This window comes from Ruegeria sp. CH5 (assembly GCF_056537025.1).
Genome location: NZ_JBQFQT010000001.1, coordinates 160844 through 185148, shown reverse-complemented (window position 1 = coordinate 185148; position 24305 = coordinate 160844). Strand labels below are relative to the sequence as shown.

Below are 24305 nucleotides of genomic sequence, written 5' to 3'. Positions count from 1 at the left end.
CGGACCTTAAAGCGCCTTGCCCGCAATCTGCGGTTTCAGCCGATTCACGGCATTGGTTACTTCTTCGTGATGGGGATGTATAGCCAGCGCGCGGGAATAGGCGTCATAGGCCTGTTCGGGCTGACCCAGCACCTCAAAGATCAGGCCAAGCCCGTAGATGGCTTCGTAATTGTTCGGGTTCAACGCAAGCGCGTGCTCAAGATCGGCGGCCGCCATGCCGAACCGCTCCAGCCCAAAAAACACGGAGGCGCGCACATGCCAACCTTCTGCGAAATCGGGTGCATGGTCTGTCAGTGCCGTCAGATGGTCCAACGCCGCTTCGACATTGCCCTCGTCCAGTGCTTCGCGTCCGCGTTCAAGCAGCAGATCAGCCGACGCAGACCCGGATTGCGACCACAGCGACTGCAGTTGCCGATCCAGACCGGCTGCCTGCTCGGGCGACGCTTCGGCAAGCTGTCGCAGAAGCTCGGCTTCGTCCCGCAAATCGGCCTGTTGCGCAATCCCAGTGGTGGAATACATGACTAGGAGGGCAAATGCCGCAACGGTACCTTTGAGATTGTTGATTGCAATGCTCATAACAATTTTCAGTGTAGCGTTGCGACCGCGGATGTCCATTCACGGCGCACTAACAAATGAGGAAGACCATGAGCGACACTCTTGAAAAAGCGGCAGCCGCGCTGAACGAAAAACTGTCGGGCGGCGATTTCGATTCGTCGGCGAAATTCGCCATCGCCGACCTCGGCTCGATCGTGTTAGATGAAAATGGCGCGCGGGTCAGCGACGAGGACGCCGAAGTCACCCTGAGCGCCGACGCGGAAACGTTCGAGCAGATCCTCAGCGGTGAGCTGAACCCCACGGGTGCGTTCATGGCCGGCAAGCTGAGCGTCGACGGCGACATGGGTGTTGCCATGAAGCTTGCCTCGGTGCTGGCCTAATGGATTTGTCGCCGGCCCGTTTCTTTGAAGATGTGGCCGGCGGTCCCGCCGGCGGCGCCGCGCATTGGTTGACCACAAGCGACGGCACACGCATTCGCGTGGGCCACTGGCGCCCCGAGGGTGAGGCGACCGGGACGGTGATGATCTTTCCCGGCCGCACGGAATATATTGAAAAATATGGCAATGCAGCGGGTGAGTTCGTACAACGCGGCTTTGCTGTACTGGCCGTGGATTGGCGCGGACAGGGTCTGGCCGACAGGTTGCTGGAAGATCCGCGCGTTGGCCATGTGGACAAGTTTACCGATTATCAGCAGGACGTGCGCGAAACGCTGAAACTGGCCGAGCAGCTTGGCCTGCCGAAACCTTGGCACGTGATCGGCCATTCGATGGGCGGCGCAATCGGGATGCGCGCGGTTCTGGAAACCGGCCTGTTTGCCTCTTGTGCCTTCACCGGCCCGATGTGGGGCATTTTCTTCACCCCACTCATGAAACCGCTCAGCCGTCTGACCGCCTATTGGGGGCCGCGGATCGGGCTGGGCGAAAAGACGCCCCCGACCACGTCACTGGAAAGCTATGTTCTGATCCAACCTTTCGAGGGCAACGCGCTGACCCGCGATCTTGGGATGTACCGGATGATGCAGGATCAGTTGAAAGCGCATCCTGAACTGGCCTTGGGCGCGCCGTCCACCATCTGGCTGCGCGAGGCGCTTGACGAGTGCGCCTGGCTGATGGCGCAGACCGCCCCCGACATTCCCTGTCTGACCTATCTTGGCAGCCACGAGCAGATCGTGGACCGCAAGGCGATCCGGGCGCGGATGGCGAATTGGCCCAGCGGCCGGTTGGTCGAGATCCCTGACGGCGAACACGAGGTGATGATGGAACCGCCCGAGGTCCGCGGCCCCGTATTCGAGGAGATGGCCGCGCATTTCTCGGCCGCCGCCAACGGTCAGACACCCGAACTTGCGATGACGCGCTGACACCTCGGCTGCTTGTGATCCGCGCGCCCTGCGCCTAGATGTGATCCGACGCAGACAATAGAGGTGTTCCATGCACGAGCTTCCCTTCCCCGTCCGAGACGCAAATGCCGGTGGCGGCGCCGACAACCTTGGCAACCTGCCGGAATGGAACCTGGACGATCTGTACAAGGGGCAGGACGCGCCGGAACTGACCCGCGACCTTGAGTGGTTGGAGCAGGAATGCGCGGCTTTTGCCGCCGATTACGAAGGCAAGCTGGCCGATCTTGACGCTCAGGGTCTGCTGAACTGTGTCCAGCGCAACGAAAAGATCAACGCCATCGCCGGGCGCATCATGTCTTTTGCCGGACTGCGATATTACCAGCTGACCACGGATGCCGAGCGCGCCAAGTTCCTGTCGGACATGCAGGAAAAGGTCACGCTGTTCACCACGCCGCTGGTGTTCTTCACGCTCGAGATCAACCGCATCGACGATGACGTGCTGGCCACCCATTTCAAGGCCAACGCGGACCTGGCCCGGTACGAGCCCGTCTTCCGCCGCATCCGCGCGATGAAGCCCTATCAACTGTCGGACGAACTGGAGAAATTCCTGCATGATCTGGGGGTGGTCGGCGACGCGTGGGAACGGCTGTTCGACGAAACCATCGCCGGGCTGACCTTTACCGTAAACGGCGACGAGCTGAACATCGAAGGCACCCTGAACCTGCTGACCGAACAGGACCGGTCCAAACGCGAGGCCGCGGCCCGCGAACTGGCCCGCGTGTTCCAAGACAACGTCAAAACCTTTGCCCGCGTCCACAACACGCAGGCCAAGGAAAAAGAAATCATCGATCGCTGGCGCAAGATGCCGACCCCGCAGACCGCGCGGCACCTGGCGAACGATGTCGAACCCGAGGTGGTCGAAGCCCTACGCGAGGCGGTCGTGGCCGCCTACCCCAAGCTCAGCCACCGGTACTACGAGCTCAAGCGCAAATGGTTGGGTCTGGATGTGATGCAGGTCTGGGACCGCAACGCGCCGCTGCCGATGGAAGACACCCGCACCGTGTCGTGGGAAGACGCCGAGAAGACGGTGATGGAGGCCTATGCCGCCTTCGATCCCCGCATGGCCGAGATTGCGGCGCCGTTCTTCTCGAAAGGCTGGATCGACGCGGCGGTGAAACCGGGCAAGGCCCCGGGCGCCTTTGCGCACCCCACCGTGACCGATGTGCACCCCTACGTGATGCTGAACTACCTGGGCAAACCGCGCGACGTGATGACGCTTGCGCACGAGTTGGGTCACGGCGTGCATCAGGTGCTGGCCGCCGGTCAGGGTGAGATGCTGTCATCGACGCCCCTGACGCTGGCCGAGACCGCCAGCGTCTTCGGCGAGATGCTGACCTTCCGCAAGATGCTGGATCAGGCCGAAACGCCCGAGCAGCGCAAGGTTCTGCTGGCCGGCAAGGTCGAGGACATGATCAACACGGTGGTCCGTCAGATCGCCTTCTACGACTTTGAATGCAAGCTGCACGCCGCCCGCCGCGAGGGCGAACTGACGCCGGACGACATCAACGCCCTGTGGATGAGCGTTCAGGCCGAAAGCCTTGGCCCGGCGTTTGAATTCATGGACGGGTACGAGACCTTCTGGGCCTATATCCCGCACTTTGTTCACTCGCCCTTCTACGTCTACGCCTATGCATTCGGCGATGGGTTGGTGAACGCGCTGTACTCGGTCTATGAAAGCGGCGCGGACGGGTTCGAGGAAAAGTACTTCGAGATGCTCCGCGCGGGCGGCTCCAAGCACCACAAAGAGCTGCTGGCCCCGTTCGGGCTGGATGCCAGCGACCCGAAATTCTGGGATAAGGGTCTGTCGATGATCTCGGGCATGATCGACGAACTGGAGGCCCTGGAGGGGTGACAGACCCAACCGACAAGGGGCGTTGGCGGGCCATCAAGGACCGCCTGCGCCCTGTCCGCGCCCGGATCCGCCGCAATGTCCCGCGGGGGCTGCGTTTTGTCGTGGGACTTTTGTTGATCGTCGCAGGCGTCTTCGGTTTCCTTCCTGTTCTGGGGTTTTGGATGATTCCCTTGGGCATCATGGTTGCCGCCATGGACGTCAACCTGCTGCGGCGCTGGTGGCGCCGCCGGTAACTCTGTTCCGGCTGTCGCCTAGTTTTTTCTGGTCGTAAGGAACACCGCGAATACGATCAATCCCGCCCCAATTGCAGCCATTGGGGTGATCGGTGCCCCCAAAAAAATTGCCGAATTGACGAAGGTGAACACCACCGAGGTGGCGAACAAAAGGGTCGCGGTCAACGTCGACACTCGCGCGGCGGCCTCGTACCAAAGGTAATAGGCCAGCGCAGTCGGGAAAACGCCCAGCAAAACCAAAAACACCAAATCGCTGCCGGATGGCATCCGCAGCGCAAAAACGGAAAGCGGAAGCAGAATTACGGCCGAGCACAGGAACACACCAAACAGGAAATTCAGACGCTCGGCCGTCGATTTCGACGCGCGCATGGCCCGGCTGCTGGCGATCAGGAACACCGCCCAGCTGACCCCGGCCCCAATTTCCATCATATCCCCCAGAACCGGGTCCCCGCCGCCTTCGAAATCGCGGAAAACCGTAAGAAAAACCCCGAAGATGGCCAGAAGGGTCGCCAGAACATCGGTCCTTCCAACAGGGGTGTCGGCGAAGAAATACAAGAAAACCAGAACAAAGAACGGCGCGGTATTTTCCAACACCATCGCGCTGCCTGCACCGGTGTGTTCAAGCCCGATATGGAACAGAATGTAGTTGATGACCGTCGCCAAAACCGCAAGACGGAAGTTCCAATCCCGGAACTGAACGGAAACCGGCGCATTCATCGCACGCAACATGCCATAGATAGCCAAAGCAGCTATGAACAGCCTGGTTGTGGCAATTTGCATGCCACCCAGATCTCCGGTCAGGTAGCGCACGATGACACTGTGCGTGCCCCAAAGAAATGCGGCCATGAACCCAAGAAACAGGCCATTCTGAAAAAGGGAGCCGCCGTCTTTGCCGGGCCCCTTCACTTGAGCTGGCTGTCCTTGGAGCCGCGCCGATTGATACCGCCGCGGGCCTTGAAAGCACCATCACGCTCTTGCTGGCAATCCAGGCACAGCTTGACCCCGGGGATCGCCAGTCGGCGCTTCTCGGGGATCGGTTCTTCGCACTCTGCACAATGGGTCAGGCTTTCACCGGCCGGGCGCTTTTTCGCCTGCATCCGTGCCAGCTCGTCTGAAATCGAAGCCTCGATCTGTTCACTTACAGCGCCGTCACGCGCCCAGCCTCCGGCCATGGCTCCCTCCTGTTCAGGTGCTCTCCAGTTTAGGCGCGGGGTGGCTGATCACGCAAGTCAGAGCAGTGTTGCGCCGTCGAACACCCGGTCGATCATCGCCTGCGTCCCGCGTGAGAATTCGAGCGGACACGGGTATTCGTCGCCCGCGCGTACGGACCGGCAAAACGCCTCGACCTGCAGCTTATAGTGATCGTCGGCTGGGAAGCGCGTCACAAGAACTTCCAAACCTGGGCGATGCAGCTCGACCCGTGCCTCGCCAAACACTCGCGCGTTGAACGGCGCGGTCAGGCGGATCAGGCCGCGTTCGCCGTGAAAGACCATTTCCTGATACGGATGCATGCGGATCGAGACGTAAGCTGAATAGGTAAAGCCGGGAAATTGCGCACGTATTTCCGTGAACGCGTCGATGCCATCCTCCCAGCGGATGGCCGATTGCACGGCGTCCGGTTCCTGCCCCGTCGCAAAACGGGCCGACCCGATGACATAGACGCCGATGTCGCGCAGCCCGCCCCCGCCGGTTTCGGCGCGGTTGCGGATATTGCCGGTGTCGGCTCTGTTGTCGAAACTGAATGCGCCCGTGACATGCACCAGATCACCGATGGTGCCGTCGGCGATCAGGTCGCGCACGTGCTGCCACTGAGGGTGGTGCACAATCATATAGGCCTCGGCCGCCAGCAGCCCGGTCTGGTCGCGCTTGTGGATCAGAGCCTCGAACTCCTCCGCGCGCATGGTCATCGGCTTTTCACACAGAACGTGCTTGCCAACGTCCAGCGCTTTCAGACTCCATTCCACATGCAGGTGGTTCGGCAGAGGGATATAGACCGCCTCGATTTCGGACGAGGCCAGCAGCGCGTCATAGTCGTCAAAGACCTTCAGGTCCGGGCAGAACGCCTGAAACGGCTCGGCCTTGGCCGGGTCCGAGGTCGCAAGCGCCGCCAGCCGCGCGCCCGAGGCCGCATGGATCGCCGGACCCATGAATTGGCGTGCAAATTTCGCCGCCCCCAGAATGCCCCATTGAACCGGCTTGTGCATGGTTTCCTCCGTATTTGACCATGTTCCGCGCTGAAATGTTTGCGCCAACATCTGTTGCGCCTTCTGTATCAGCCAAGCGACGCCAAGTCAGGCTTTTCTGTGCGCGGGACACCCGTAATCTGCGCATGACAAACGGGAGGGACTAACGTGAGAAGATTTCTGAAATGGCTGGCAGGCCTCACGGCGGCTGTGGTCGTCATCGGGGCCGTGATATTTTTCGTGGTAGTGCCGCCATATGTCGAAAACGCACGCAACAACGTGATCGACCACGACCCATATCCGGTGTCCGACACTGCCGCGGCTCTGCACGAAACCCTGATTGTGGGCGACCTGCACGCCGATCCGTTGTTGTGGAGCCGCGACCTGACCGAACGCGGAACCCGCGGCCAGGTGGATATTCCCCGGCTGATCGAAGGCAACGTGGCCCTGCAGGTGTTCACCGCCGTGACCAAATCACCGGCCGGGCAGAATTACGAGGCAAACTCGGCCGAGGCATTCGACAACATCACCCTGCTGGCCATCGGTCAGCTGTGGCCGCTGCGCACCTGGGACAGCTTGAAAGAACGCGCGATTTATCAGGCCGAGAAACTGCACCAGTTCGAGGCCGCCTCAAGCGGACATCTCAAGGTCATCAAGACCCGCGCGGATCTGGACGCGGTGCTCGAGGCCCGCGCGCGCGGCGAAAAGGTCGTGGGCGGCATTCTGGGGATCGAAGGAGCCCATCCGCTGGAGGGCGATCTGGCCAATCTCGACCCGATATTCGATGCGGGACACAGGGTGTTCGGATTGCAGCATTTCTTTGACAACGAACTGGGCGGCTCGCTGCACGGCACCGGGAACACGGGCCTGACCGAATTCGGACGGCAGGTGGTGGCCGAACTGGCCAAGCGCCCTGTGGTGATCGACCTGGCCCATTCGAGCCCGCAAGTGGCGCGAGACGTGCTGGCCATGACGGACGAACCGCTGATCGTCAGCCACGGCGGACTGCACGGGTTCTGCCCGGTCAAGCGCAACTATCCCGATGACCTGATGAAGGAAATCGCCGCGACCGGCGGTGTCATCGGGATGGGATATTGGGCCGACGTCACTTGCGGCGACATCGCCCCGGCGGGAATTGCCAAAATGATCAAGGCAGCCATTGAGACGGTCGGGGAAGACCATGTCGCACTGGGGTCCGACTATGACGGCTCGGTCGAGACCGCATTTGACACGTCGGAACTGGCGGCGCTGACCTCGGCCTTGTTGGACGAAGGCCTGACCGAAGCGCAGATCCGCAAGGTCATGGGCGAAAACATGGTACGGGTATTCCGCCAACAGCTGCAGTAGGACATGACGAAAAAAACGGCCCGGGTTTTCCCGGGCCGCTTGTTCATCGGATTTCCGTGATCAGGCGGTGGCCAGCATGCCCTTTTCACGCGCCAACTCACGCATCTTTTTCTGCAGCTTTTCAAAGGCGCGCACTTCGATCTGACGGATGCGTTCGCGGCTGACATTGTACTGCGTACTCAGTTCCTCGAGCGTCACAGGCTGATCCATCAACCGGCGCTGGGTCAGGATGTCCTTTTCGCGGTCGTTCAGGACGTCCAGCGCCTCGGTCAGCAACTCGCGGCGCACCTCAAGCTCTTCGCGGGCTTCATAATCGCCGGCCTGGTCGGCATCTTCGTCTTCCAGCCAGTCCTGCCACTGCATGGTGCCTTCGCCCTCGGACCCGACCGTGGCGTTCAGCGACGCGTCCCCACCCGACATGCGGCGGTTCATGCTGATGACCTCTTCTTCGGTCACGCCCAAGTCATTGGCGATCCGCTTGACATTGTCCGGGTGCAGGTCGCCCTCCTCCAACGCGCCAATCCGTGCTTTCGCCTTGCGCAGGTTGAAGAACAGCTTTTTCTGCGCCGAGGTGGTGCCCAGTTTCACAAGCGACCAGGATCGCAGGATGTATTCCTGGATCGAGGCGCGGATCCACCACATCGCATAGGTCGCCAGACGGAAGCCTTTTTCCGGATCGAACCGCTTGACGGCTTGCATCAAGCCCACATTGGCCTCGGAAATCACCTCGGCCTGCGGCAAACCATAGCCGCGATAGCCCATGGCGATCTTGGCGGCCAGTCGCAGATGCGATGTCACCATCTTGTGCGCCGCTTCGGTGTCCTGCTCTTCGACCCAACGTTTGGCCAGCATGTACTCCTCTTCCGGCTCCAGCAGGGGGAATTTGCGGATTTCCTGCAGATACCGGTTCAGCCCACCTTCTGGCGTAGGCACGGGGAGATTTTTGTAATTTGCCATGTATCACGTCCCTTGGACAAATGTTTACACCCTTAACATGGATATGGGGCCACGTTCAGGACCATTCAAGAGCAGGTGTTAACAGTCTGGGATTAAGGAACGATAAAGGAAAGCTAAGAAAGTCTTAGTCACGAGACTTTGCAGGTTGTTTCAGAACCGAGATGAGTGCCTCGATATCTTGCGGCAACGCTGCCTCAAAACGCATTTTCTCGCCGGAAACGGGATGAACAAAGCCCAATACAGCCGCGTGCAGTGCTTGGCGCGGGAACGCACGCACCGCCTCCGCAGCGTCTGCATCAAACGACCGGGCCGACAGTTTACGCTTGCCGCCATAGACCGGGTCGCCCACCAAGCCGTGGCCCGCATGTGCCATGTGCACCCGAATCTGGTGGGTGCGTCCGGTTTCCAGCCAGCACTCGATCAATGATACCGCACCGGGTTGTCCGAACACGTCAACGACGCGCGCACGCGTCACGGCATGGCGCCCGCCATGGAAAAGCACCGCCTGTTTCTGCCGATCGTGCTTGTGCCGGGCCAGTTGCGTTGTGATGCGCATCACGTTGCCGGGCTCAAAACTCACGCCTTTGATGCCGCGCAGCCGCGGATCATTGGCATCCGGAACGCCATAGCAGACCGCGCGATAGTAGCGCTCGACGCTGTGCGCCTCGAACTGGGCCGCCAGCCCTTGGTGGGCGGCGTCCGATTTGGCAACCACCAGCAATCCGCTGGTATCCTTGTCGATCCGGTGCACGATGCCCGGCCGCTTGACCCCGCCTACCCCCGACAATTCCTCGCCACAATGGTGCAGCAGGGCGTTCACCAAAGTGCCGTTGGGCGATCCCGGTGCCGGGTGGACGACCATGCCCGCAGGCTTGTTGATCACGATCAGGTCAGCGTCTTCATGCACGATGTCCAGCGGAATGTCCTCGGCCCCGATGTGACTCTCGTCCGCTTCGGAGACGGTTATGGACACAACGGCGCCTTCTGGCACTTTGGCTTTGGCGTCGAGCACGACCTTGCCGTCGACCAGAACCGCGCCCTCTTCGATCAGCCGGGCGAGCCGGGTACGCGACAGGCTTTCACCTGCTGGCACATCCCGCGAAAGCGCCTTATCAAGGCGGGGCGGCGGAGCGTCCGCGATAACGAAGTCTATTTGCCGGGTGCCCATGACTGTCCCTTCAGATCCCCAAGAACCGCAGGAAACGCCTCAGTTGCGCCTTCTGCGCCGCATGGTCATGCTGCTGACCGCGGTGATGATTGGCGGGGTTCTAGTGACATTCGCCTTGATTGTCATCCGTCTATCGGACAGAACCCCCACCCTGCCCGATCAGATCGAACTGCCAGACGGTGCAAAGGCCCAAGCCGTGACCATCGGAAACAACTGGTTCGCCGTGGTGACCGATGACAACCGCATCCTGATCTTCGACAAGACCACCGGGAAGCAACGACAGCAGATCTCGCTTGATTGAGCCTTTGGCGCCGCCAGCCTATTCACCCAAGGCCATTCTGAACACGATTTCTGCAGCCTGCTTGAACGCAACGATCTCGTCCGGCGCATCACGACGAAACCTGACTTCGTCCGGGCTCAGCCAGACCGGTTTGAACAGAGTGTCCCGGTCGGGAAAGAACTCAGCCCGAAACCCTTCGTCGGCCTCGGTCAAATAGGTATCAAGCCATGCCCGTTCCTCGGGTTCCAGAACGTCATGGTGCCGGAACATGATGGGTTCTTTGGGTACTTGGCGACGCAGTTGGCGGCTGCGCTTGCGCCCGATGGCTCGCGTGACGACGCCAAAGGCTTCACTTGCAGCGCGGGAAAGTGTTGGATTGGCAGGCTCACTGGCAACCTCCCCTCCCGGTCGCGACACGCCCAGTTTGTTCAGGAAGTCATCGACGATATTGCCATTCAACATTTCGTCGCGGTCATAGAGTGCCGGCACAACCGTGACACCCGGGAACGCGTTGCGGATTCGGGAAACCGCGCCAGAAAAAGAAACCGAGTGAGGCTCGGCTTTGATCTTCGCCAGCCGGTCCCGAATCAAGGCTGAACCGTCGGCTGGCAAACGGCCATTTTTGGCCCGCTGCTTGTAATCCGCCTCAAAGAAATCGGAGTAGCGGCGGCAATAGAATACCACACGCATTTCGCGAGCGGGTATTTCGGTGAAGAGCTGCGCAAGCCGTTCCAGATCGGCCGAATAGAACATTTCCGACGACATCAGGCAGGCCTTGCTGCCATGTGCCTCGTACTCGTGCGCAACGGCCTCACGGTACTTGTCCATCGGTTCTGCGGACTGGTTCATGTGGAACGCCAACAGATTATGGCTGACCTTGGGGCGATCGTCCCCTTCCGGTCTGCGACGTCCGGCCTCCATGTATCTGAGCCCGGAATCTGACAAGGCCGACGCATTGTTGCGCAGATAGGACTGCAATGCCGTCGTCCCTGTCTTCGGCATCCCCAAATGCAACCACAGCATCAGGTTGCACCTTTTGTGACGGTATCGGCCTGCGCGGTCATTTGATGCATCAACTCCTGCATCTCGGACGTGCCAAGCAGTTCCGATATCTGTTTGCGGTGCAGTTCGCAGGACTGACGGTGCAGCCGGGCCGTTTCGGGGTCCGACATCAGGTCGTCGAAACAGTCCCGCTTCCGCGCGGCAATCGCATCGATCGAAGTCTCGACCACCGCATTCTGGTTCATGATGTTCCAGTACTCCAAGCCCAGGCTGTCGCCCGTGTGATGAGCCCGTCCCCGCACTTTCTTGACCAAGTAGCTCTCGCAGGACTTCAGAGCGTAGTGGTTGAGCTGCACAAGGTCATATCCGACCGAGTCCCGCGCCGACCGCCAACTGCTTGTAAAATACCGCTCGGGCATTGGCTGGCCCGAACCATTGTACCAACGGCAGTCTTCCATGCGGTCGACCGTCGGACGTTTGGGGCGGTGAACACCGATCACATCCCACAAGTGCCGCTGGAACATCGTCTTCAATCCCCATGCCTGCGCCGGTCTGGGTTTGCGCTCGGGGGCAGCACGGCGGAATTGGTCGGACAAGAACCTGTCTTCGTATTGAACCACTCCTGCATTGCCGAACAACCGCCAGGTCATTGAAATCATCTTGGCATCCGGAACGGCATCAACCAATGATTTCAGCGTGTTGTCACCCGTCTTTACATTGATCTGCTCGTCGGCGTCAATCACGATCACCCAGTCTTCAGGCCCCGCGATGTCCATCTGCAAAAAGCGTTTGTACGCGCGTTTCTGGGGGCTTGTTGCGCGGCGAGAATTGTTGTCCACATGGATCAGAACCCCGCGCTGGTCGAGCCGCTCGAGCAGCGCATCCGTCCCGTCAGTGCAGTCATTCGTCATCACGACCATCTGGTCGATGCCAATAGCCTGATTGTGCGCGACCCATTCAAGAACGAACGGGCCTTCGTTCTTCATCGGGGTAACGCTGACAAAGCGAGGGGGCTGATCGACCATTTTTGCCTCAGTTTTTGGTGCCTTGCAGGCCGGACGCGGGCACGCAAGACCAGTGTTTGCCCACAAGAGTAATTCCATTGCAGGCGGTGACCAAGCCGAAACCTTGGGCGTGTTTGCACACAGATGACCCTGAATGGCGCTGGATATCGTGAAAGGCCCGCATGTTACCCCTCTGCCCTTTTTAACTGGTTGGAAAACCGTTTGTAGGTTGGGCACAACGCCTTGGCCCGTTGCAGAAACACCTGCGCCCGCTGTTTTTCACCACGCTTCAGGCAAATCTGACCCGCGGCCCCTTGAATGGCGGCGGTGATGTCGTCCAGCTCGGCCGCGTGCAGGATCTGCGCCTCGGCCTGCTCTTCGGAGCCGATGCGCGCCAAGAGTTGCCCCATCGCGAAAACCAGAAACGCGCTGTCAGGGTCACAAGCCAGCGCCTCGGCCATAGTCAATCGCGCCTGTCGTCGGTCCCCTGCATCCGAATAAAGCTCGGCAAGACGTTTGTGGTACAAGGGGTTGTCAGGGCACCGCAGAACCACGTCCCGGGCGGCATCAATTGCCGTCTCGACGGCAACCTCGCCCATGCGCCATTGCAGCAACGATAACAGGCTTTCCACAGCGGGGTCCTGTTCCGGCACGTCGTCGATCGAAGTCAGCCCGGCCCACAAAGCTTGCAGGCGCGGACCGCTGTCCTGCAGCCGCCTGGCGCGCTGGTCCAGTGAAAGATCGGACCAATCAAGCAGAATCATGTCGAAATTGCAGGGCGCCCTCACGATCACCTTGTGCTGGACAAGGTACAGTTTGTTGAACGGCGGAAACCGACGTTGGCGCAACTTTCGCTGCAGGGCCCAATCCACGGGCGGAAACAGTCGAACGGGCAATTGATCGCGGTACAGCATGCGCGAACCCAAAACCACAACATCGGGTCGCAACGGCTTGGCCCAAAACGCTTTTGCAAAGTGACGCCCGGCAGCCCAGCGTTTCTTTGTGGCGCCAAGTATGGCCCCCCGCAATGCGGTCAGAACCGCGTGATCTTCGGGCCAAAGATGCGGGTTTTCCAACCCGTCCCGGGCCAGCTGCTCGCTTTCCTTCCACTTGCCCAGATAGAACGCGTTCAGCGCCTGCAGCAGGGGCAGAAAAGCGTTGTCCGCCCCGGCATCGAGGATCGGCTGGCCCAGATCATAAGCCTCTTGGCACCGATCCTGGGCGCACAGATATTGCGCAGCCTTGGCATAGACATGGGCGGCCTCGGACGGGTTCAGAAACGTCTCGGGGCCTTGCGCCACGCGCCGGATGACGGTTTCGTTCGCCTCGTCCAGTTCGGCCTCGGTCAGGACATCGCGGAATACCAGTCTTTGCTGACCCGATATCCGTGCGGCTGCCATGGAAAAGGCCGAGATGAACGGAGCGATCACCTGCTCGGCCCGGGACATCGCAAAAAGCTCGAGAAAGTCGCGCTGCGCTCGGGTCATTCCCGACAGGTCCGCAATGTCGGACATCTGCATCAGGTTCGGATAACGCTTTTGAAACCGCGCAATCAGCTCGGGCTGGTCCGAGAACATGATCGCGGGCCGGTCCTGCCTCTTGGAAAGATGCATATCGTAGAGTTCTTCCGGCTCGACCTTTGCCGGCCAGGTGGTGTGCTTCCAGGGCAGCGCGTTCAGGATGTCACCGCGCCGGATATGGTAGGCAGAAACGCCCTGCCCCGAGAGCCTGGCATCGGCAAGCTCCATGATGTGCCGGATTTGCGGAGTGAACCCGATACGGTGAATGAACTCGCGGTAGCGCGGGCGGATCGCCTCAATATCCTCCCAAGGAAAGGCCAGAACCTCGAACCCCTCTTCGACCAAGACCGAGCGGCCAGCGGCCAGATGCGCCATCAGCCGATCGGGCGTCGCGTCGCCCAAAAAGCTCCAGACCGGCAGTGCATTTTTCGACAGCCGATCGTGTGTTTTCTGATCCAGAAAGTGAGACTTGATCCATTCGGGATCGAACAGCTCTTCCGGGTTGTCCAGTTCGGGGGCATCGGCCCCCGGTGGAAACCAGTTGACCCGATAATCCGCGTCAAAATCCTCGGCCAGGCGTATGCAGGTCAGCATCATCAGCAGTCGGGCACCCATGCGGTCTTTGCGCTGGCCGATGAACACGCCCCGTTTGGGCGTCATGACGCGTCTCCTGCCGCCATAGCCCGGCGCATGGCCCGGAACCGCTGGCGGGCGGCCATTACCAGCTTTGGGTGACGCTCTTCGCCCACAGCTTCAATACCGCGCATGTAGATCGGCAGTCTCCGGCGGGCACGCATCATCTTGTAGTACTCGGACGGCTCCAAGGTCCCACGCATCGCCTGCTGCATCACCGGCTTCAAAAGATTGAGTTTCCGCAGCATGGGTGCAGCAAAGTGGTTGGCGAACCAGGTTTTGAGAAGAACGACATTGCCGCCCTGCAGCCGTGTGACCTGTTGCCTGTCCAAGTCAAAGAACGGGTCGTAAAACACATAGGCCCGAGCGGCGGCCTGAACGGTTTCGACAGCGTCACTCAGCGGCAGATCCCAGTCCTGGACACGACCGAACCGATAGCGAGTTTCCCAAGGGACCCGCCGCTCGTCCAATGTGGTCTGAGGATTGAAAGCAATGACGATCGCACCCGGCACCAGCGCTGAGAACGTCAACGCGGCGAACCCTCCCATGGACGCTCCGGCAAACACGACCTGATCGAACTGGTCAAAAAACCCCTCGCGCGACTTGTCCTCGAAATAACCGATGATTTCGGGGTCGCGATACCATGCCTTTGTGCGGGCGATCACGCCCAGATGGGACCATCCCTCGTCCCGGAAAAACTTCCAGCCCCACGGCTCGCGGGCAAAGGACAGGTCATTGGCATTTGCAATATTGTCAAAACTGATGACCAGCCGCGCCGAGTCACGCTGGTGGAAGAGAACCGAGTGACGGTCGAGCTTTTGCAGAAACCCCGTCCCGTCCCCGCCGGGGTAAATCTCGACAAACCAAGGCGGAGGCGGATCGGTCAGAATGCGTTCATAGCCGGTCTTCCGATCCGGGTGGTCAGGTTGCAGCTGCGCTTTGGTCAGGTCGTCCGCCATGGCCGTCACACCAGATTGTCGACCAGCCAAGACCGGAACTCCACCCAATCGGGGCGCATCTTGATCTCGGCGATTTTGGCGCGGTGCCAGTCGCAGGCCCGTTCGTGCAATTCGCGCAGCTCGGGATCCGATTTGAGTTCGTCAAGCAACGGTGCTGCACGCTGGGCGATCGGCTGGATCGAGGTGTCCTGAACCTTGTTTGCATTCATGTCCGACCAGTAGGATTGACCCTGATCCACCTTTACGTGGTTGGTCCGCCCCCGGTCCCGCTTGATAAGAAAGCCATCCAGAGATCGAACGGAATAATGATGGAGCCGTCCGAAGGAATGGTCAAAATTCCGCCAGGCGCGCCAACCGACATTCTGGGCCGGAAACAGATTTCCGCCCGCGTCCGACCATGCGACCTCGGCCTCTTTGCCCTCTTCAATGCCCTTGGGTCTATGCGGACCGAACCGAGTGAACTTGCCATTGTTCCGAAACAGCGTTTTCAGACCATATGCGCGACCCGAATGATAGGGAAACTCCTGATCGGCCATGCAAAATGACCGTGTCACGGGCGTGTCGTCAAAACTGATATTGCCCGACGTCCCAAACAACCGCCATGCGAACGAAATGGCGTCCACCGATTGTCCTGCCTTCTGTTCAACGGCATCAATCAAGGCCGCGAAGCTGTTGTCGCCGCATCGAATGTTCCAAAACTCATCGACATCAAGGCACATCAGCCAATCGGCTTCTTTGACCTTGGGATGTCGCCGTGCCCGCCGGAGCATCTGGTGCTGGGGGTTTCCACCCTCAGGCACAGCATTCGGGACGTGGGATGCCAAACCCATCTGCCCAAGCCGTTGTGCAATCCTATCGGTACCGTCCTCACAGTCATTGGTGAAGATCACAAAATGATCGACGCCCAAAGTCCGATGAAACGCGACCCACTCCAGCATGTAGGGGCCTTCGTTTTTCATCGTCGTGAATACGGTAATGGTCTGAGACATTTACGCCTGTTCCCGAACTGCCTTTGACCTTCTTCTTACACAAACCGCACCAATGCTGCGAGGGTCGAATTCCGTACGGGGGAATGTCTGGGCCCACTGGTGCACCGCTACACGTGTAACCGGCCTTCGGACGCAAGCGCCCTAAGCACCACGGAAGCAGACGACAGGTCCCATCTGGAGTCGATTGCCCTCTCAAATAATCCCAGAATTTTGGGTTACGGCGTAAAAGGGACCAGTAAAAACCAAACTAATTCCGCCAGTTGCACCGCAAATCTCTTGCGACCGGCCTCGTTAATCCCAACCCTACCAACGGAAAAACAGCGCACGTCAAAAGCGGCGGTCGAGCAGTCTTGTCGAGGGGAGATGGTACCGCCTCCCTGGCTTGAACAGGGGACCTCTGGATCCACAATCCAGCGCTCTAACCAACTGAGCTAAGGCGGCACTCGTGAGGGGCGATTTAACGAACGCGTTCGGGGATTGCAAGAGCCTTAAAGTCGAATTGACCAGCTTTGTTCGATGAGATCGACGCCGAAGGAATGAACCGGTTTGCTGTCGGTCAAGCGCCATCCATACGCTTGGTACAGCTTGCAGGCAGCCCTGTGGCTTTCGTGGGTCCACAACACCATCGACGCATAGCCCGCGGATCGTGCAAAATCCATGCATGTCATCAAAAGCCGCGCCCCAAGTCCCCTGCCCCGCGCGTCGGGTTCCAGCAAAAAAAGCCGCAGTTTGGCGGTAGTTTCATCCTGCGCTACACAGAAAATACTACCAAGGCGCTTTCCGTCACTTTCAACGATCCATCCCCTCTCGCGTTGGGGATCATGCCCGGCGACAAATTCGTCCAGAATACGGGCCACCAGCGGAGCGAAGCTCTCGTCAAATCCTTCATCCCGCGCGTAAAGTGTTCCGTGGCGCTCGACCAGCCAATCGCGGTCATCTTCGCGAAACGGCCGGATCTCAGCATTGTCCCCTTGCAGCATCGGCCACACACTCCGCTTGATTCCCATTGCGTTGCAGGCTAGCAGAAACGCTCAGTCCCCGGAGGCGAGAATGGGCATCAATACCGAACGTGACATCGAAGCGAACCTTCAGATCGGTCCGACCGACCATGGAATGGTACGCCTGTTCATCGAGGCGGGCGAGCTGGAAATCCCCATGGATTTCGACCCGGAAGAAGCCGAGGAAATCGCCGACGAGATCCGCGCCGCAGCACAAGCCGCACGCGCCGTCAAAGGCTGAAATCAAAGCCGCGGATCACGCAGGCCGTGCAACCGCCGCGCGGCGTCCATGGCAAATTTCTGGATCATCTTTTTGCGTCTTGCCCCGGCCAACTTGGTCTCGGGGGACATGCGTACGATCTCGGCGTCATAAGCATCCGCAATGATAAGTCCGGTTTCAGCGGGCAGCAGCTCGGTGGGAAAGTCCGTGTCCACCGCCCAGAAGAAGCGGTCGCACCAATCCAGATAGCCCTGCCACTTCGAATCGGACATATAGTCGGCCCGGCTTGACTTGCACTCGATCACCCAAAGCTCGCCCTTTGGCCCCAACCCCATGACATCAACGCGCAACCCGCGGGTCGGGACGAATTCCTCAATCGAAACAAAGCCGTGCGTCACAAGGTGCCGAGAGACCCCCCTGGCCAGTCTTTGTCCGGGCTGAAGTTCAACTGTCATGCGCAGAGTGTGAACAATTAGTGAACAAATTGTCAAGTTGGCGAGTGTTGATCATCATCCCGGATTTGACCCGGCCCGCATGCCCAAGATTTGCTCCCACAATCAACTTCGGCACGACCCAGACCAAAAACTGTTGTGCAAGCCCCTTGTGCAACTCAGTTTTGCGCCCTACTTACGCCCTTGGCGGGTTCTGCCCTTCTCGTGACTGGTAGCATTCCGGTGGCCTTAAGCAATTCCGAGGGAGCTGGCTCTGTTCGGGTCCTGGCCCGTTTACCTGGCGCCCACCTGTACATACAGGTCCTCGGGAATCAAAACCGCACGGTTGCCTGGTGGTCCCGCCGCCTTCCGATCAGGTGAATTCCTGCGGATCGACCCGTGCGAAGGTTTCGTCATCAAGAGCAAAATCATAAAGCCTGCGCCCGTTCCATTGCGGCATATAGCAGTCAAACATTCTGTTTTTTTGCTCCGGCAGGCTTGGCACGGTCAAATCTGCCGCTGGCAGGTTCAATCCAAACGTCAACATCTGGGCGTCCGTGTAACGTGCAGATGCCTGCTTGACCGCATGATGCAACAGCACGTGTTCGACATGCCCGTATTCGCCAACTCGGTTGTGAGTGATGACGGTTGTCGGCGCGAACTGCTTCATCAACGCATAGGCGGATCCGGATAACAGCCCAAACAACGGATGGCGGCGCAATGGCCGGACGATTTCAGGTTCTGGCATGCCATCGCCGGTTGGCATGCGAATAAAACGGCGCAGCCTCGGGTAATCACTTTCGACCGCAAAGGGCAGTTGCACCCGGGTGGCTCCAATCATGTCGCACACCTGTTGCATCGCCGCTTCGCGCGTATCGGTGTCTCGACGGTTGGATGCAGGCCGGAAGAAGCTTGCAACGACAATTTCGGCATGTCCCTTGAGATGCGCCAGAAGTGAGCCGGCAAACAGCGTTTCATCATCTTGATGGCACACGCACACGAGAATGCGCTGATGGGCAAGCCCGTCCAGGCTGAGTGCGTTGCGCGCAACGTCCGGACCGGTCTCCAAAAGGCCGAAATTCGCGCTGTGCAGGGTTTCCGGCCCAACGAGGTTGACGGGCCGCGCGCGCCCTTGCTGGACCAAACGGGCCGAGCTTGCCTGCACATGGCCGTTTCGGTTGTCTCCCTGAATCAGGTAGCATCTGTCAGCCAGGCCAGACCAGACCGCATCCAGCTCGGCGACCCTGCTGTTCTTCTGCGCATCCAAGTGCAACAGGTCGATCGGGCCGAACGGCCGATCCTGAATCGCCTGCTCAAGCCCTTCGATCGCTGGGCTGAGGTAGAACTTCACGCGATCCGGGAAACGGTTTTCGAACCATCGGAATGCGATCGGCACGTAGATGTCGACCGGCGGCCACGAGGCGCGCAAACGCTGTCCGAGGTCGATGCCGATATACTTCAAACCGGGGTTCGAGTGCAGCGCCAACAGACCCGCGTGGCCGCCCGCCACCCCGACCTCGGCAAAGCAATTGCTTTCCTGTGCCAGCCGATGAAGAGAACGCCGTTTCGGCTCCATCGACGGCGCGAGATCGGATAAATGAAAGTCTTCTTGCTTGTGTGCATAGCACACATTTCCATTAATCGCGACTGGCTCGCCTGCTTGTTTCAGACCGTCGGCAATCGCCTGATTCAAACTTGACAGATCATCCAGAAACGCTGGCGAATTGATGACGTCTTCGTAACTTGGCTTGGTCAAGGAAACGGTCTTTCATAGACAATTCGATACGCTTGCGCATCAAATGTCAGGGGCAGACCAATTGCAAGCGCCAGGAACCACCTATCACGACCGGCGCGCTTCAACGCGCACGGGTTCCAACTTGACCGCGACCGGGGTACCGCCCCGCGGGCCTTTGGGTTTTTCGGCCATGCTCATGATCGCATAGGCGAATTGGACGCCTGCAAAGACGATCCCGTTCATGAACCAGATCATGATCAGCGCGATAAAGCCAATGTCGGACCCGGTGATGAGGTGACGCAGGTTGGCCACGTTCAAAAGCAGCAGCACCGCGACAAACACAGCCGAGATCACAAAGCCGAGCGCGACCTGGGTGATGTAAAGACGGATCAGTTTCGGCATGACGCACCTCCTTCACACGACAGGAGTCTAGCGCAATTTCATGCCGGGTAAAATCGCCCGTGGCGCGTCAGAACGCCTCGGGCTTGGCCTCGCGGGCCATGTGATCCAGTACCGCGTTGACGAATTTCGGCTCTTTTCCTTCGGGGAAGAAGGCACGCGCCACGTCGACGAATTCGGTGATGACCACCTTGGGCGGCGTGTCGCTCTGGCTCAGCTCGGCGCCGGCCGCGCGGAACAGTGCCCGCAGGGTCGGGTCGATGCGCGAGATCGGCCACTTGGCCACCAGCGCACGGTCGGTCATCTGGTCGATCGGCGCCTGATAGTTCACAGCATCATCCACCAGCTTGCGAAACAGCGTGCTGTCGCCTTCCAACATCTCGTCGCCCTCGTAGACCGCGCCGAACCGGTGATCCAGAAACTCGTTGACCACCTGCTCGGTCGTCTGGCCCGACTGCTCCATCTGGAACAGCGCCTGCACGGCATACAGCCGCGCGGCGGATTTCATCAGGCGTTTCCGGTTTGCCGGTTTCGGCGTGTCTGTCTGGGTCATGCTGTCGTTGATCCGTTGCTGTCGCCCGCCACGAGGATGGACTCGGACGGCGGTTTGAATCCGACGCCCTTTTTCGAAGCGCCCCACTTACGTCTGAGTGCGATCAGATGCAAGGCCGCAGCCGCCGCGCCGCCACCTTTGTTCATCTTTTCCGGATTTGCGCGCACTTCGGCCTGCGCGTCATTTTCAACCGTCAGGATGCCGTTGCCGATGCACAGCCCCTGCAGGCCCAGCAGCTGGATCGCCCGGCTGGAATCGTTGCAGACGGTTTCGTAATGCGTGGTCTCGCCCCGGATCACGCAGCCCAGCGCCACATAGCCGTCAAAGTTGCACTGGCGGTCGGCCATGGCAATCGCGGTCGGAATCTCGAGCGCGCCGGGCACCTCGACCACCTCGCAACTGCCGCCGGCGGCCTCGATCTCGGCCTTGGCGCCGCGAACCAGGTCGTCGGCGATGGCGCGATAGAACGGGGCCACGACGATCAGCAGCTTGACCGGGTCGTCGAATTTCGGGGTCGGCAGAACGCCGTGTTTGTCTTGCTCAGCCATGCTCAGTCATCCTTGAGAATCGAGCGGGTCCCGACGATGGACAGGCCAAAGGCGTCCAGACCCAGGTATTTCGTCTGCGGCGAGTCGGTCAGCAGCACCAGTTCCTTGATGCCCATCTTGGACAGGATCTGCGCGCCCAGACCGGTTTGCTTGATGGTGCGCGGGCCTTCGTCCTCGGCCGCGTACAACGAGTTGCGCGGGTTGCGGAACAGGCAGACCACGCCGCGCCCCTCGGCGGCGATCTTTTCCATCGCGCGCGGCAGTTCCTGCGGCGACTTCGGACCAAGACCCAGAATGTCCGAAGCCTCGTGCAGCGCATGGGTGCGGGTCAGCACCGGCTCGGGCGTGCTGATGTCGCCCTTGATCATCACCAAATGCTCAATCCCGTGGGTCTGATCGGTGAAGATCCGCATCTCCCACTCACCGCCATATTCCGACGTGACCATCCGGCGCGCGGTCTCGACCACCAGATTGTCGTGGCGCGCACGGTACGAGATCAGGTCGCTGATGGTGCCGATCTTCAGCCCATGCTCCTTGGCGAATTCGACCAGATCGGGCAGCCGGGCCATGGTGCCGTCGGGCTTCATGATCTCGCAGATCACGCCCGAAGGGTTCAGCCCGGCCAGACGCGAGATGTCCACGGCGGCCTCGGTGTGGCCGGCGCGTACAAGCACCCCGCCCCGCTTGGCGCGCAGCGGAAAGACATGGCCGGGCGTGGCCAGATGCGCCATGGTGTTCTGTTCGTTGATCGCGGTGGCGATGGTCAGCGCCCGGTCGGCGGCCGAGATCCCGGTGCTGACGCCTTCGCGTGCCTCGATCGAGACGGTAAAGGCGGTTTCGTGCCGCGACGAGTTGTTCACGGCCATCATCGGCAGGCCCAGCCGGTCGATCCGCTCGGCCGTCATCGGCAGGCAGATCAGCCCGCGGCCATGGGTGGCCATGAAATTGATCGCCTCGGCATCGGCGAATTCCCCCGGGATCACCAGGTCGCCTTCGTTTTCGCGGTCCTCGTGATCGACCAGAATGTACATCCGGCCCTGGCGCGCCTCTTCGATGATCTCTTCGATCGGGCTGATCGCGTCGCGCAGCTGGGCCTCGACCGGTCCGGGTGTTTCAAAGCTCATGGGGCAGCCTTTCACAGAGCAGGTGTTGCATCGCGGGATAGACCAGCGCGCGCGCAAAGGCCAGTCCGCAAACGAAGTGGGCCGTACCTAACGCGACGCAATTTCTTCGCTGGCGATCACGAAACCTCGGCCAGACGGGCCACGTACCGGGCCAGCGTGTCGATTTCCAGATTGACCCGATCTCCGACCTTCGCTGCACCCCAGGTCGTCACCTCTTTGGTATGGGGAATGAAGTTGATCCCGAAATCGCACCCGTCGACATCGTTGACCGTAAGCGAAGTGCCGTTCAGAGCAACCGAGCCCTTGGGCGCGATGAAGCGCGCCAAATCGTTGGGCGCGCGCAGGGTCACGCGGGTGCTGTCACCTTCTTCGGCCATCGCGACGATCTCTGCGACGCCATCCACGTGTCCCGATACGATATGGCCACCCAATTCGTCACCCACCTTCAAGGCCCGTTCAAGGTTGACCCTTGAGCCCACCTTCCAGCCGTCCAGATTGGTTTTGGAAACGGTCTCGGCGCTGATCTGAACATCGTACCAGTCATCACCCAGCGCGATGACGGTCAGGCAAACCCCGTCGCTGGCGATCGACGCACCAATATCTATGCCGGATGTATCATAGCCTGTCCGAATGCGCGCACGCAAATCGCCCTGCTGCTCCAACTCGATGATTGTGCCGATATCGGTGACGATCCCAGTAAACATTCCGTTAACCCTCTGCGCCTAAGCTGTGCCATGCAATCCACGCCGAGGTAAGGCCAAGTGGCGGGCGGAGCAAGCCCTGCCTTGCCCGGCTGGCCGCAAAAAGGCATAGTTTGCTCAACAAAACACGGGCAACAAGAATTCGAGCATCTGGCATGAGGCAACCGAAGGCCACCTCCGACAGTCGCGTATTCCTGTTTCTGCAGGGGCCGCATGGGCCGTTCTTCAGCGGCCTGGGTCGCATGTTGCGCGCGGCTGGCGCGCAGGTGTGGCGTGTCGGGTTCAATGCCGGGGACCAGGCGTTTTGGTTCGATCGCGCCAGCTATATCCCCTATCGCGGCAGGCTCGACGACTGGCCGGAAAGCCTGAGGGACATCATCCTTGCGCGCGGTGTTACCGACATCGTGCTTTATGGCGATGTTCGCCCGGTGCACGCCGACGCGATCCGGACGGCGCGAATCCATGGCATCCGTGTTCATGTGTTCGAGGAAGGTTACCTTCGACCTTGGTGGGTCACCTATGAGCGCAATGGGTCCAACGGGCATTCTCGCCTGATGGATCTGGAAATCGCCCAGATGCAGCAGGCGTTGCAAAGCTCGGGCGCCAAAACGCCCCCACCGCCGTCACATTGGGGAGATATGCGGCAACACGTTTTCTACGGCGCTCTGTACCATTGGTTCGTTCTGTGTGCGAACCGCGGGTACCGAAATTTCCGCCCGCACCGAGAAGTGCCTGTCTCAAAGGAATTCAAACTGTATTTCAAACGTTTGGCGCTCATGCCGATCCATCGGTTGCAGCGCGTTCTCGCCACTTGGCGTGTTAGGCGCGGCGGGTTCCCGTATCATCTTGTGCTGCTGCAACTGGGGCACGACAGTTCGGTCCAGGCGCATTCGGACTTTTCATGCATGGCCGATTTCATCACCCCGGTGATGGAGGGGTTCGCCAAGGGCGCTCCGTCCCACCACCGCCTCGTCATCAAGGAACATCCCCTTGAGAACCAGCGCGAACCGTTGAGAAGACGCGTCCAAGCACAGGCGCGCGCTTTGGGCATCTCGGATCGCGTGCATTACGTGCCTGGCGGAAAGCTGGCGCGACTACTGGATCACGCGAGCTCGGCCCTGACCATCAATTCCACCGCAGGACAGCAGGCCCTGTGGCGCGGCATCCCTCTGCGTGTCTTCGGCAAGTCGGTCTACGACAAGTCTGAACTGGTCTCGCATCAACCGATTGACGAATTTTTCAGGCACCCGCAAAAACCGGACACGGAAGCCTATCGGGCATACCGCCAATTCCTGTTGGAAACCAGCCAGGTGCCGGGCGGCTATTACTCGCGCGGCGGACGGCGCCAGTTGCTGCGGCGGGTTGCTGACATGATGCTGCAGGCTCGCGACCCTTACCAGGCCGCGCTGACCGGAATCGCGACCATCACGCCACAGTTGAAAATCGTTGAATGACACGGTGCTTCGCTGGCTGGAACTTGAAGTATGAAACCGCTAGTTTGACCGCAAACCAAAAGAC

27 protein-coding genes and 1 tRNA gene are annotated in these 24305 nt (G+C 60.0%); 8 read left to right on the top strand and 20 right to left on the bottom strand.

Annotated features, from left to right (window positions below):
- Window positions 1–6 precede the first annotated feature (6 nt).
- Window positions 7–615, bottom strand: coding sequence for a tetratricopeptide repeat protein (locus ACR0JC_RS00890; protein WP_170339665.1), 609 nt, complete (start codon window positions 613–615; stop codon window positions 7–9).
- A 29-nt stretch (window positions 616–644) separates the two neighbouring features.
- Between ACR0JC_RS00890 and ACR0JC_RS00885 the strand changes: the two genes are divergently transcribed.
- The 4 genes from ACR0JC_RS00885 (at window position 645) to ACR0JC_RS00870 (ending at window position 4036) form a co-directional block, all read left to right on the top strand.
- A complete protein-coding gene (locus tag ACR0JC_RS00885; protein WP_093961784.1) occupies window positions 645–935 on the top strand; it encodes an SCP2 sterol-binding domain-containing protein in 291 nt (96 codons plus the stop codon).
- Entirely contained in the window at window positions 935–1912 is a 978-nt protein-coding gene (locus tag ACR0JC_RS00880) for an alpha/beta hydrolase (protein WP_170339667.1), read from the top strand. Before ACR0JC_RS00885 ends, ACR0JC_RS00880 begins: the two co-directional genes overlap by 1 nt.
- Before the next feature lie 70 nt (window positions 1913–1982).
- Window positions 1983–3803: a M3 family oligoendopeptidase gene (locus tag ACR0JC_RS00875; protein ID WP_170339669.1), complete on the top strand. Its 1821-nt coding sequence runs from the start codon at window positions 1983–1985 to the stop codon at window positions 3801–3803.
- Window positions 3800–4036, top strand: coding sequence for a hypothetical protein (locus tag ACR0JC_RS00870; protein ID WP_170339671.1), 237 nt, complete (start codon window positions 3800–3802; stop codon window positions 4034–4036). Before ACR0JC_RS00875 ends, ACR0JC_RS00870 begins: the two co-directional genes overlap by 4 nt.
- Before the next feature lie 18 nt (window positions 4037–4054).
- Here ACR0JC_RS00870 and ACR0JC_RS00865 read toward each other — a convergent pair whose 3' ends face one another.
- From ACR0JC_RS00865 to ACR0JC_RS00855, 3 genes are read right to left on the bottom strand one after another with little or no spacing between them, the layout of a single operon-like run.
- Window positions 4055–4942 (bottom strand): DMT family transporter, encoded by an 888-nt coding sequence (locus ACR0JC_RS00865; protein ID WP_367646549.1) that lies wholly within the window; start codon window positions 4940–4942, stop codon window positions 4055–4057.
- Window positions 4939–5208 carry a DksA/TraR family C4-type zinc finger protein gene (locus ACR0JC_RS00860; protein ID WP_170339675.1) on the bottom strand — a complete coding sequence of 90 codons (270 nt, stop codon included), beginning with the start codon at window positions 5206–5208 and terminating at the stop codon, window positions 4939–4941. The genes ACR0JC_RS00865 and ACR0JC_RS00860 overlap by 4 nt, the downstream gene beginning before the upstream one ends.
- 57 nt (window positions 5209–5265) lie before the next feature.
- Window positions 5266–6240 carry a Gfo/Idh/MocA family protein gene (locus tag ACR0JC_RS00855; protein ID WP_170339677.1) on the bottom strand — a complete coding sequence of 325 codons (975 nt, stop codon included), beginning with the start codon at window positions 6238–6240 and terminating at the stop codon, window positions 5266–5268.
- Window positions 6241–6387: 147 nt separating this feature from the next.
- On the opposite strand from ACR0JC_RS00855, the gene ACR0JC_RS00850 reads away from it, so the two are divergent.
- The gene (locus ACR0JC_RS00850) at window positions 6388–7566 is read left to right on the top strand and encodes a dipeptidase (protein ID WP_170339680.1); all 1179 of its coding nucleotides are present in this window, start codon (window positions 6388–6390) and stop codon (window positions 7564–7566) included.
- 60 nt (window positions 7567–7626) lie between these two features.
- Here the strand turns inward: ACR0JC_RS00850 and rpoH are convergent, their stop codons facing one another.
- Window positions 7627–8523, bottom strand: coding sequence for an RNA polymerase sigma factor RpoH (rpoH, locus tag ACR0JC_RS00845; RefSeq protein ID WP_170339682.1), 897 nt, complete (start codon window positions 8521–8523; stop codon window positions 7627–7629).
- A gap of 124 nt (window positions 8524–8647) precedes the next feature.
- On the bottom strand, window positions 8648–9691 hold the full coding sequence (locus ACR0JC_RS00840) for an RluA family pseudouridine synthase (RefSeq protein ID WP_170339685.1): 1044 nt from the start codon (window positions 9689–9691) through the stop codon (window positions 8648–8650).
- Between ACR0JC_RS00840 and ACR0JC_RS00835 the strand changes: the two genes are divergently transcribed.
- Window positions 9690–9992, top strand: coding sequence for a DUF6476 family protein (locus ACR0JC_RS00835; RefSeq protein ID WP_093961773.1), 303 nt, complete (start codon window positions 9690–9692; stop codon window positions 9990–9992). The genes ACR0JC_RS00840 and ACR0JC_RS00835 overlap by 2 nt on opposite strands.
- 18 nt (window positions 9993–10010) lie before the next feature.
- Here ACR0JC_RS00835 and ACR0JC_RS00830 read toward each other — a convergent pair whose 3' ends face one another.
- From ACR0JC_RS00830 to ACR0JC_RS00800, 7 genes are all read right to left on the bottom strand, one after another.
- Window positions 10011–10994, bottom strand: coding sequence for a hypothetical protein (locus ACR0JC_RS00830; protein WP_170339688.1), 984 nt, complete (start codon window positions 10992–10994; stop codon window positions 10011–10013).
- The gene (locus tag ACR0JC_RS00825) at window positions 10994–11998 is read right to left on the bottom strand and encodes a glycosyltransferase family 2 protein (protein WP_170339691.1); all 1005 of its coding nucleotides are present in this window, start codon (window positions 11996–11998) and stop codon (window positions 10994–10996) included. The genes ACR0JC_RS00830 and ACR0JC_RS00825 overlap by 1 nt, the downstream gene beginning before the upstream one ends.
- A 164-nt stretch (window positions 11999–12162) precedes the next feature.
- Window positions 12163–14157, bottom strand: coding sequence for a tetratricopeptide repeat protein (locus ACR0JC_RS00820; RefSeq protein WP_170339693.1), 1995 nt, complete (start codon window positions 14155–14157; stop codon window positions 12163–12165).
- Window positions 14154–15089 carry a hypothetical protein gene (locus ACR0JC_RS00815; RefSeq protein WP_170339695.1) on the bottom strand — a complete coding sequence of 312 codons (936 nt, stop codon included), beginning with the start codon at window positions 15087–15089 and terminating at the stop codon, window positions 14154–14156. The genes ACR0JC_RS00820 and ACR0JC_RS00815 overlap by 4 nt, the downstream gene beginning before the upstream one ends.
- A 5-nt stretch (window positions 15090–15094) precedes the next feature.
- The gene (locus ACR0JC_RS00810) at window positions 15095–16078 is read right to left on the bottom strand and encodes a glycosyltransferase family 2 protein (RefSeq protein WP_170339697.1); all 984 of its coding nucleotides are present in this window, start codon (window positions 16076–16078) and stop codon (window positions 15095–15097) included.
- A gap of 364 nt (window positions 16079–16442) precedes the next feature.
- Window positions 16443–16519: transfer RNA gene (locus ACR0JC_RS00805), tRNA-His, on the bottom strand.
- A 47-nt stretch (window positions 16520–16566) separates the two neighbouring features.
- Window positions 16567–17058, bottom strand: a complete 492-nt coding sequence (locus tag ACR0JC_RS00800) for a GNAT family N-acetyltransferase (RefSeq protein ID WP_170340075.1) — start codon at window positions 17056–17058, stop codon at window positions 16567–16569.
- A gap of 70 nt (window positions 17059–17128) precedes the next feature.
- On the opposite strand from ACR0JC_RS00800, the gene ACR0JC_RS00795 reads away from it, so the two are divergent.
- Window positions 17129–17317, top strand: coding sequence for a DUF6324 family protein (locus ACR0JC_RS00795; protein ID WP_093961768.1), 189 nt, complete (start codon window positions 17129–17131; stop codon window positions 17315–17317).
- Between the two features lie 2 nt (window positions 17318–17319).
- Here ACR0JC_RS00795 and ACR0JC_RS00790 read toward each other — a convergent pair whose 3' ends face one another.
- From ACR0JC_RS00790 to ACR0JC_RS00760, 7 genes are all read right to left on the bottom strand, one after another.
- Window positions 17320–17751, bottom strand: coding sequence for an MmcB family DNA repair protein (locus tag ACR0JC_RS00790; protein WP_170339701.1), 432 nt, complete (start codon window positions 17749–17751; stop codon window positions 17320–17322).
- Window positions 17752–18100: 349 nt separating this feature from the next.
- On the bottom strand, window positions 18101–19483 hold the full coding sequence (locus ACR0JC_RS00785) for a PIG-L family deacetylase (protein WP_480762980.1): 1383 nt from the start codon (window positions 19481–19483) through the stop codon (window positions 18101–18103).
- Between the two features lie 84 nt (window positions 19484–19567).
- Window positions 19568–19864, bottom strand: coding sequence for a hypothetical protein (locus ACR0JC_RS00780; protein ID WP_170339706.1), 297 nt, complete (start codon window positions 19862–19864; stop codon window positions 19568–19570).
- A gap of 67 nt (window positions 19865–19931) precedes the next feature.
- Window positions 19932–20414 carry a transcription antitermination factor NusB gene (nusB, locus tag ACR0JC_RS00775; protein ID WP_149776798.1) on the bottom strand — a complete coding sequence of 161 codons (483 nt, stop codon included), beginning with the start codon at window positions 20412–20414 and terminating at the stop codon, window positions 19932–19934.
- Window positions 20411–20962: a 6,7-dimethyl-8-ribityllumazine synthase gene (locus ACR0JC_RS00770; protein WP_005983872.1), complete on the bottom strand. Its 552-nt coding sequence runs from the start codon at window positions 20960–20962 to the stop codon at window positions 20411–20413. Before ACR0JC_RS00770 ends, nusB begins: the two co-directional genes overlap by 4 nt.
- Window positions 20963–20964: 2 nt before the next feature.
- Window positions 20965–22086, bottom strand: a complete 1122-nt coding sequence (gene ribB, locus ACR0JC_RS00765; protein WP_170339708.1) for a 3,4-dihydroxy-2-butanone-4-phosphate synthase — start codon at window positions 22084–22086, stop codon at window positions 20965–20967.
- A 116-nt stretch (window positions 22087–22202) separates the two neighbouring features.
- Window positions 22203–22790, bottom strand: coding sequence for a riboflavin synthase (locus tag ACR0JC_RS00760; RefSeq protein WP_170339710.1), 588 nt, complete (start codon window positions 22788–22790; stop codon window positions 22203–22205).
- Window positions 22791–22942: 152 nt separating this feature from the next.
- Between ACR0JC_RS00760 and ACR0JC_RS00755 the strand changes: the two genes are divergently transcribed.
- On the top strand, window positions 22943–24241 hold the full coding sequence (locus ACR0JC_RS00755) for a capsule biosynthesis protein (protein WP_170339712.1): 1299 nt from the start codon (window positions 22943–22945) through the stop codon (window positions 24239–24241).
- The last annotated feature ends 64 nt before the right edge of the window (window positions 24242–24305 follow it).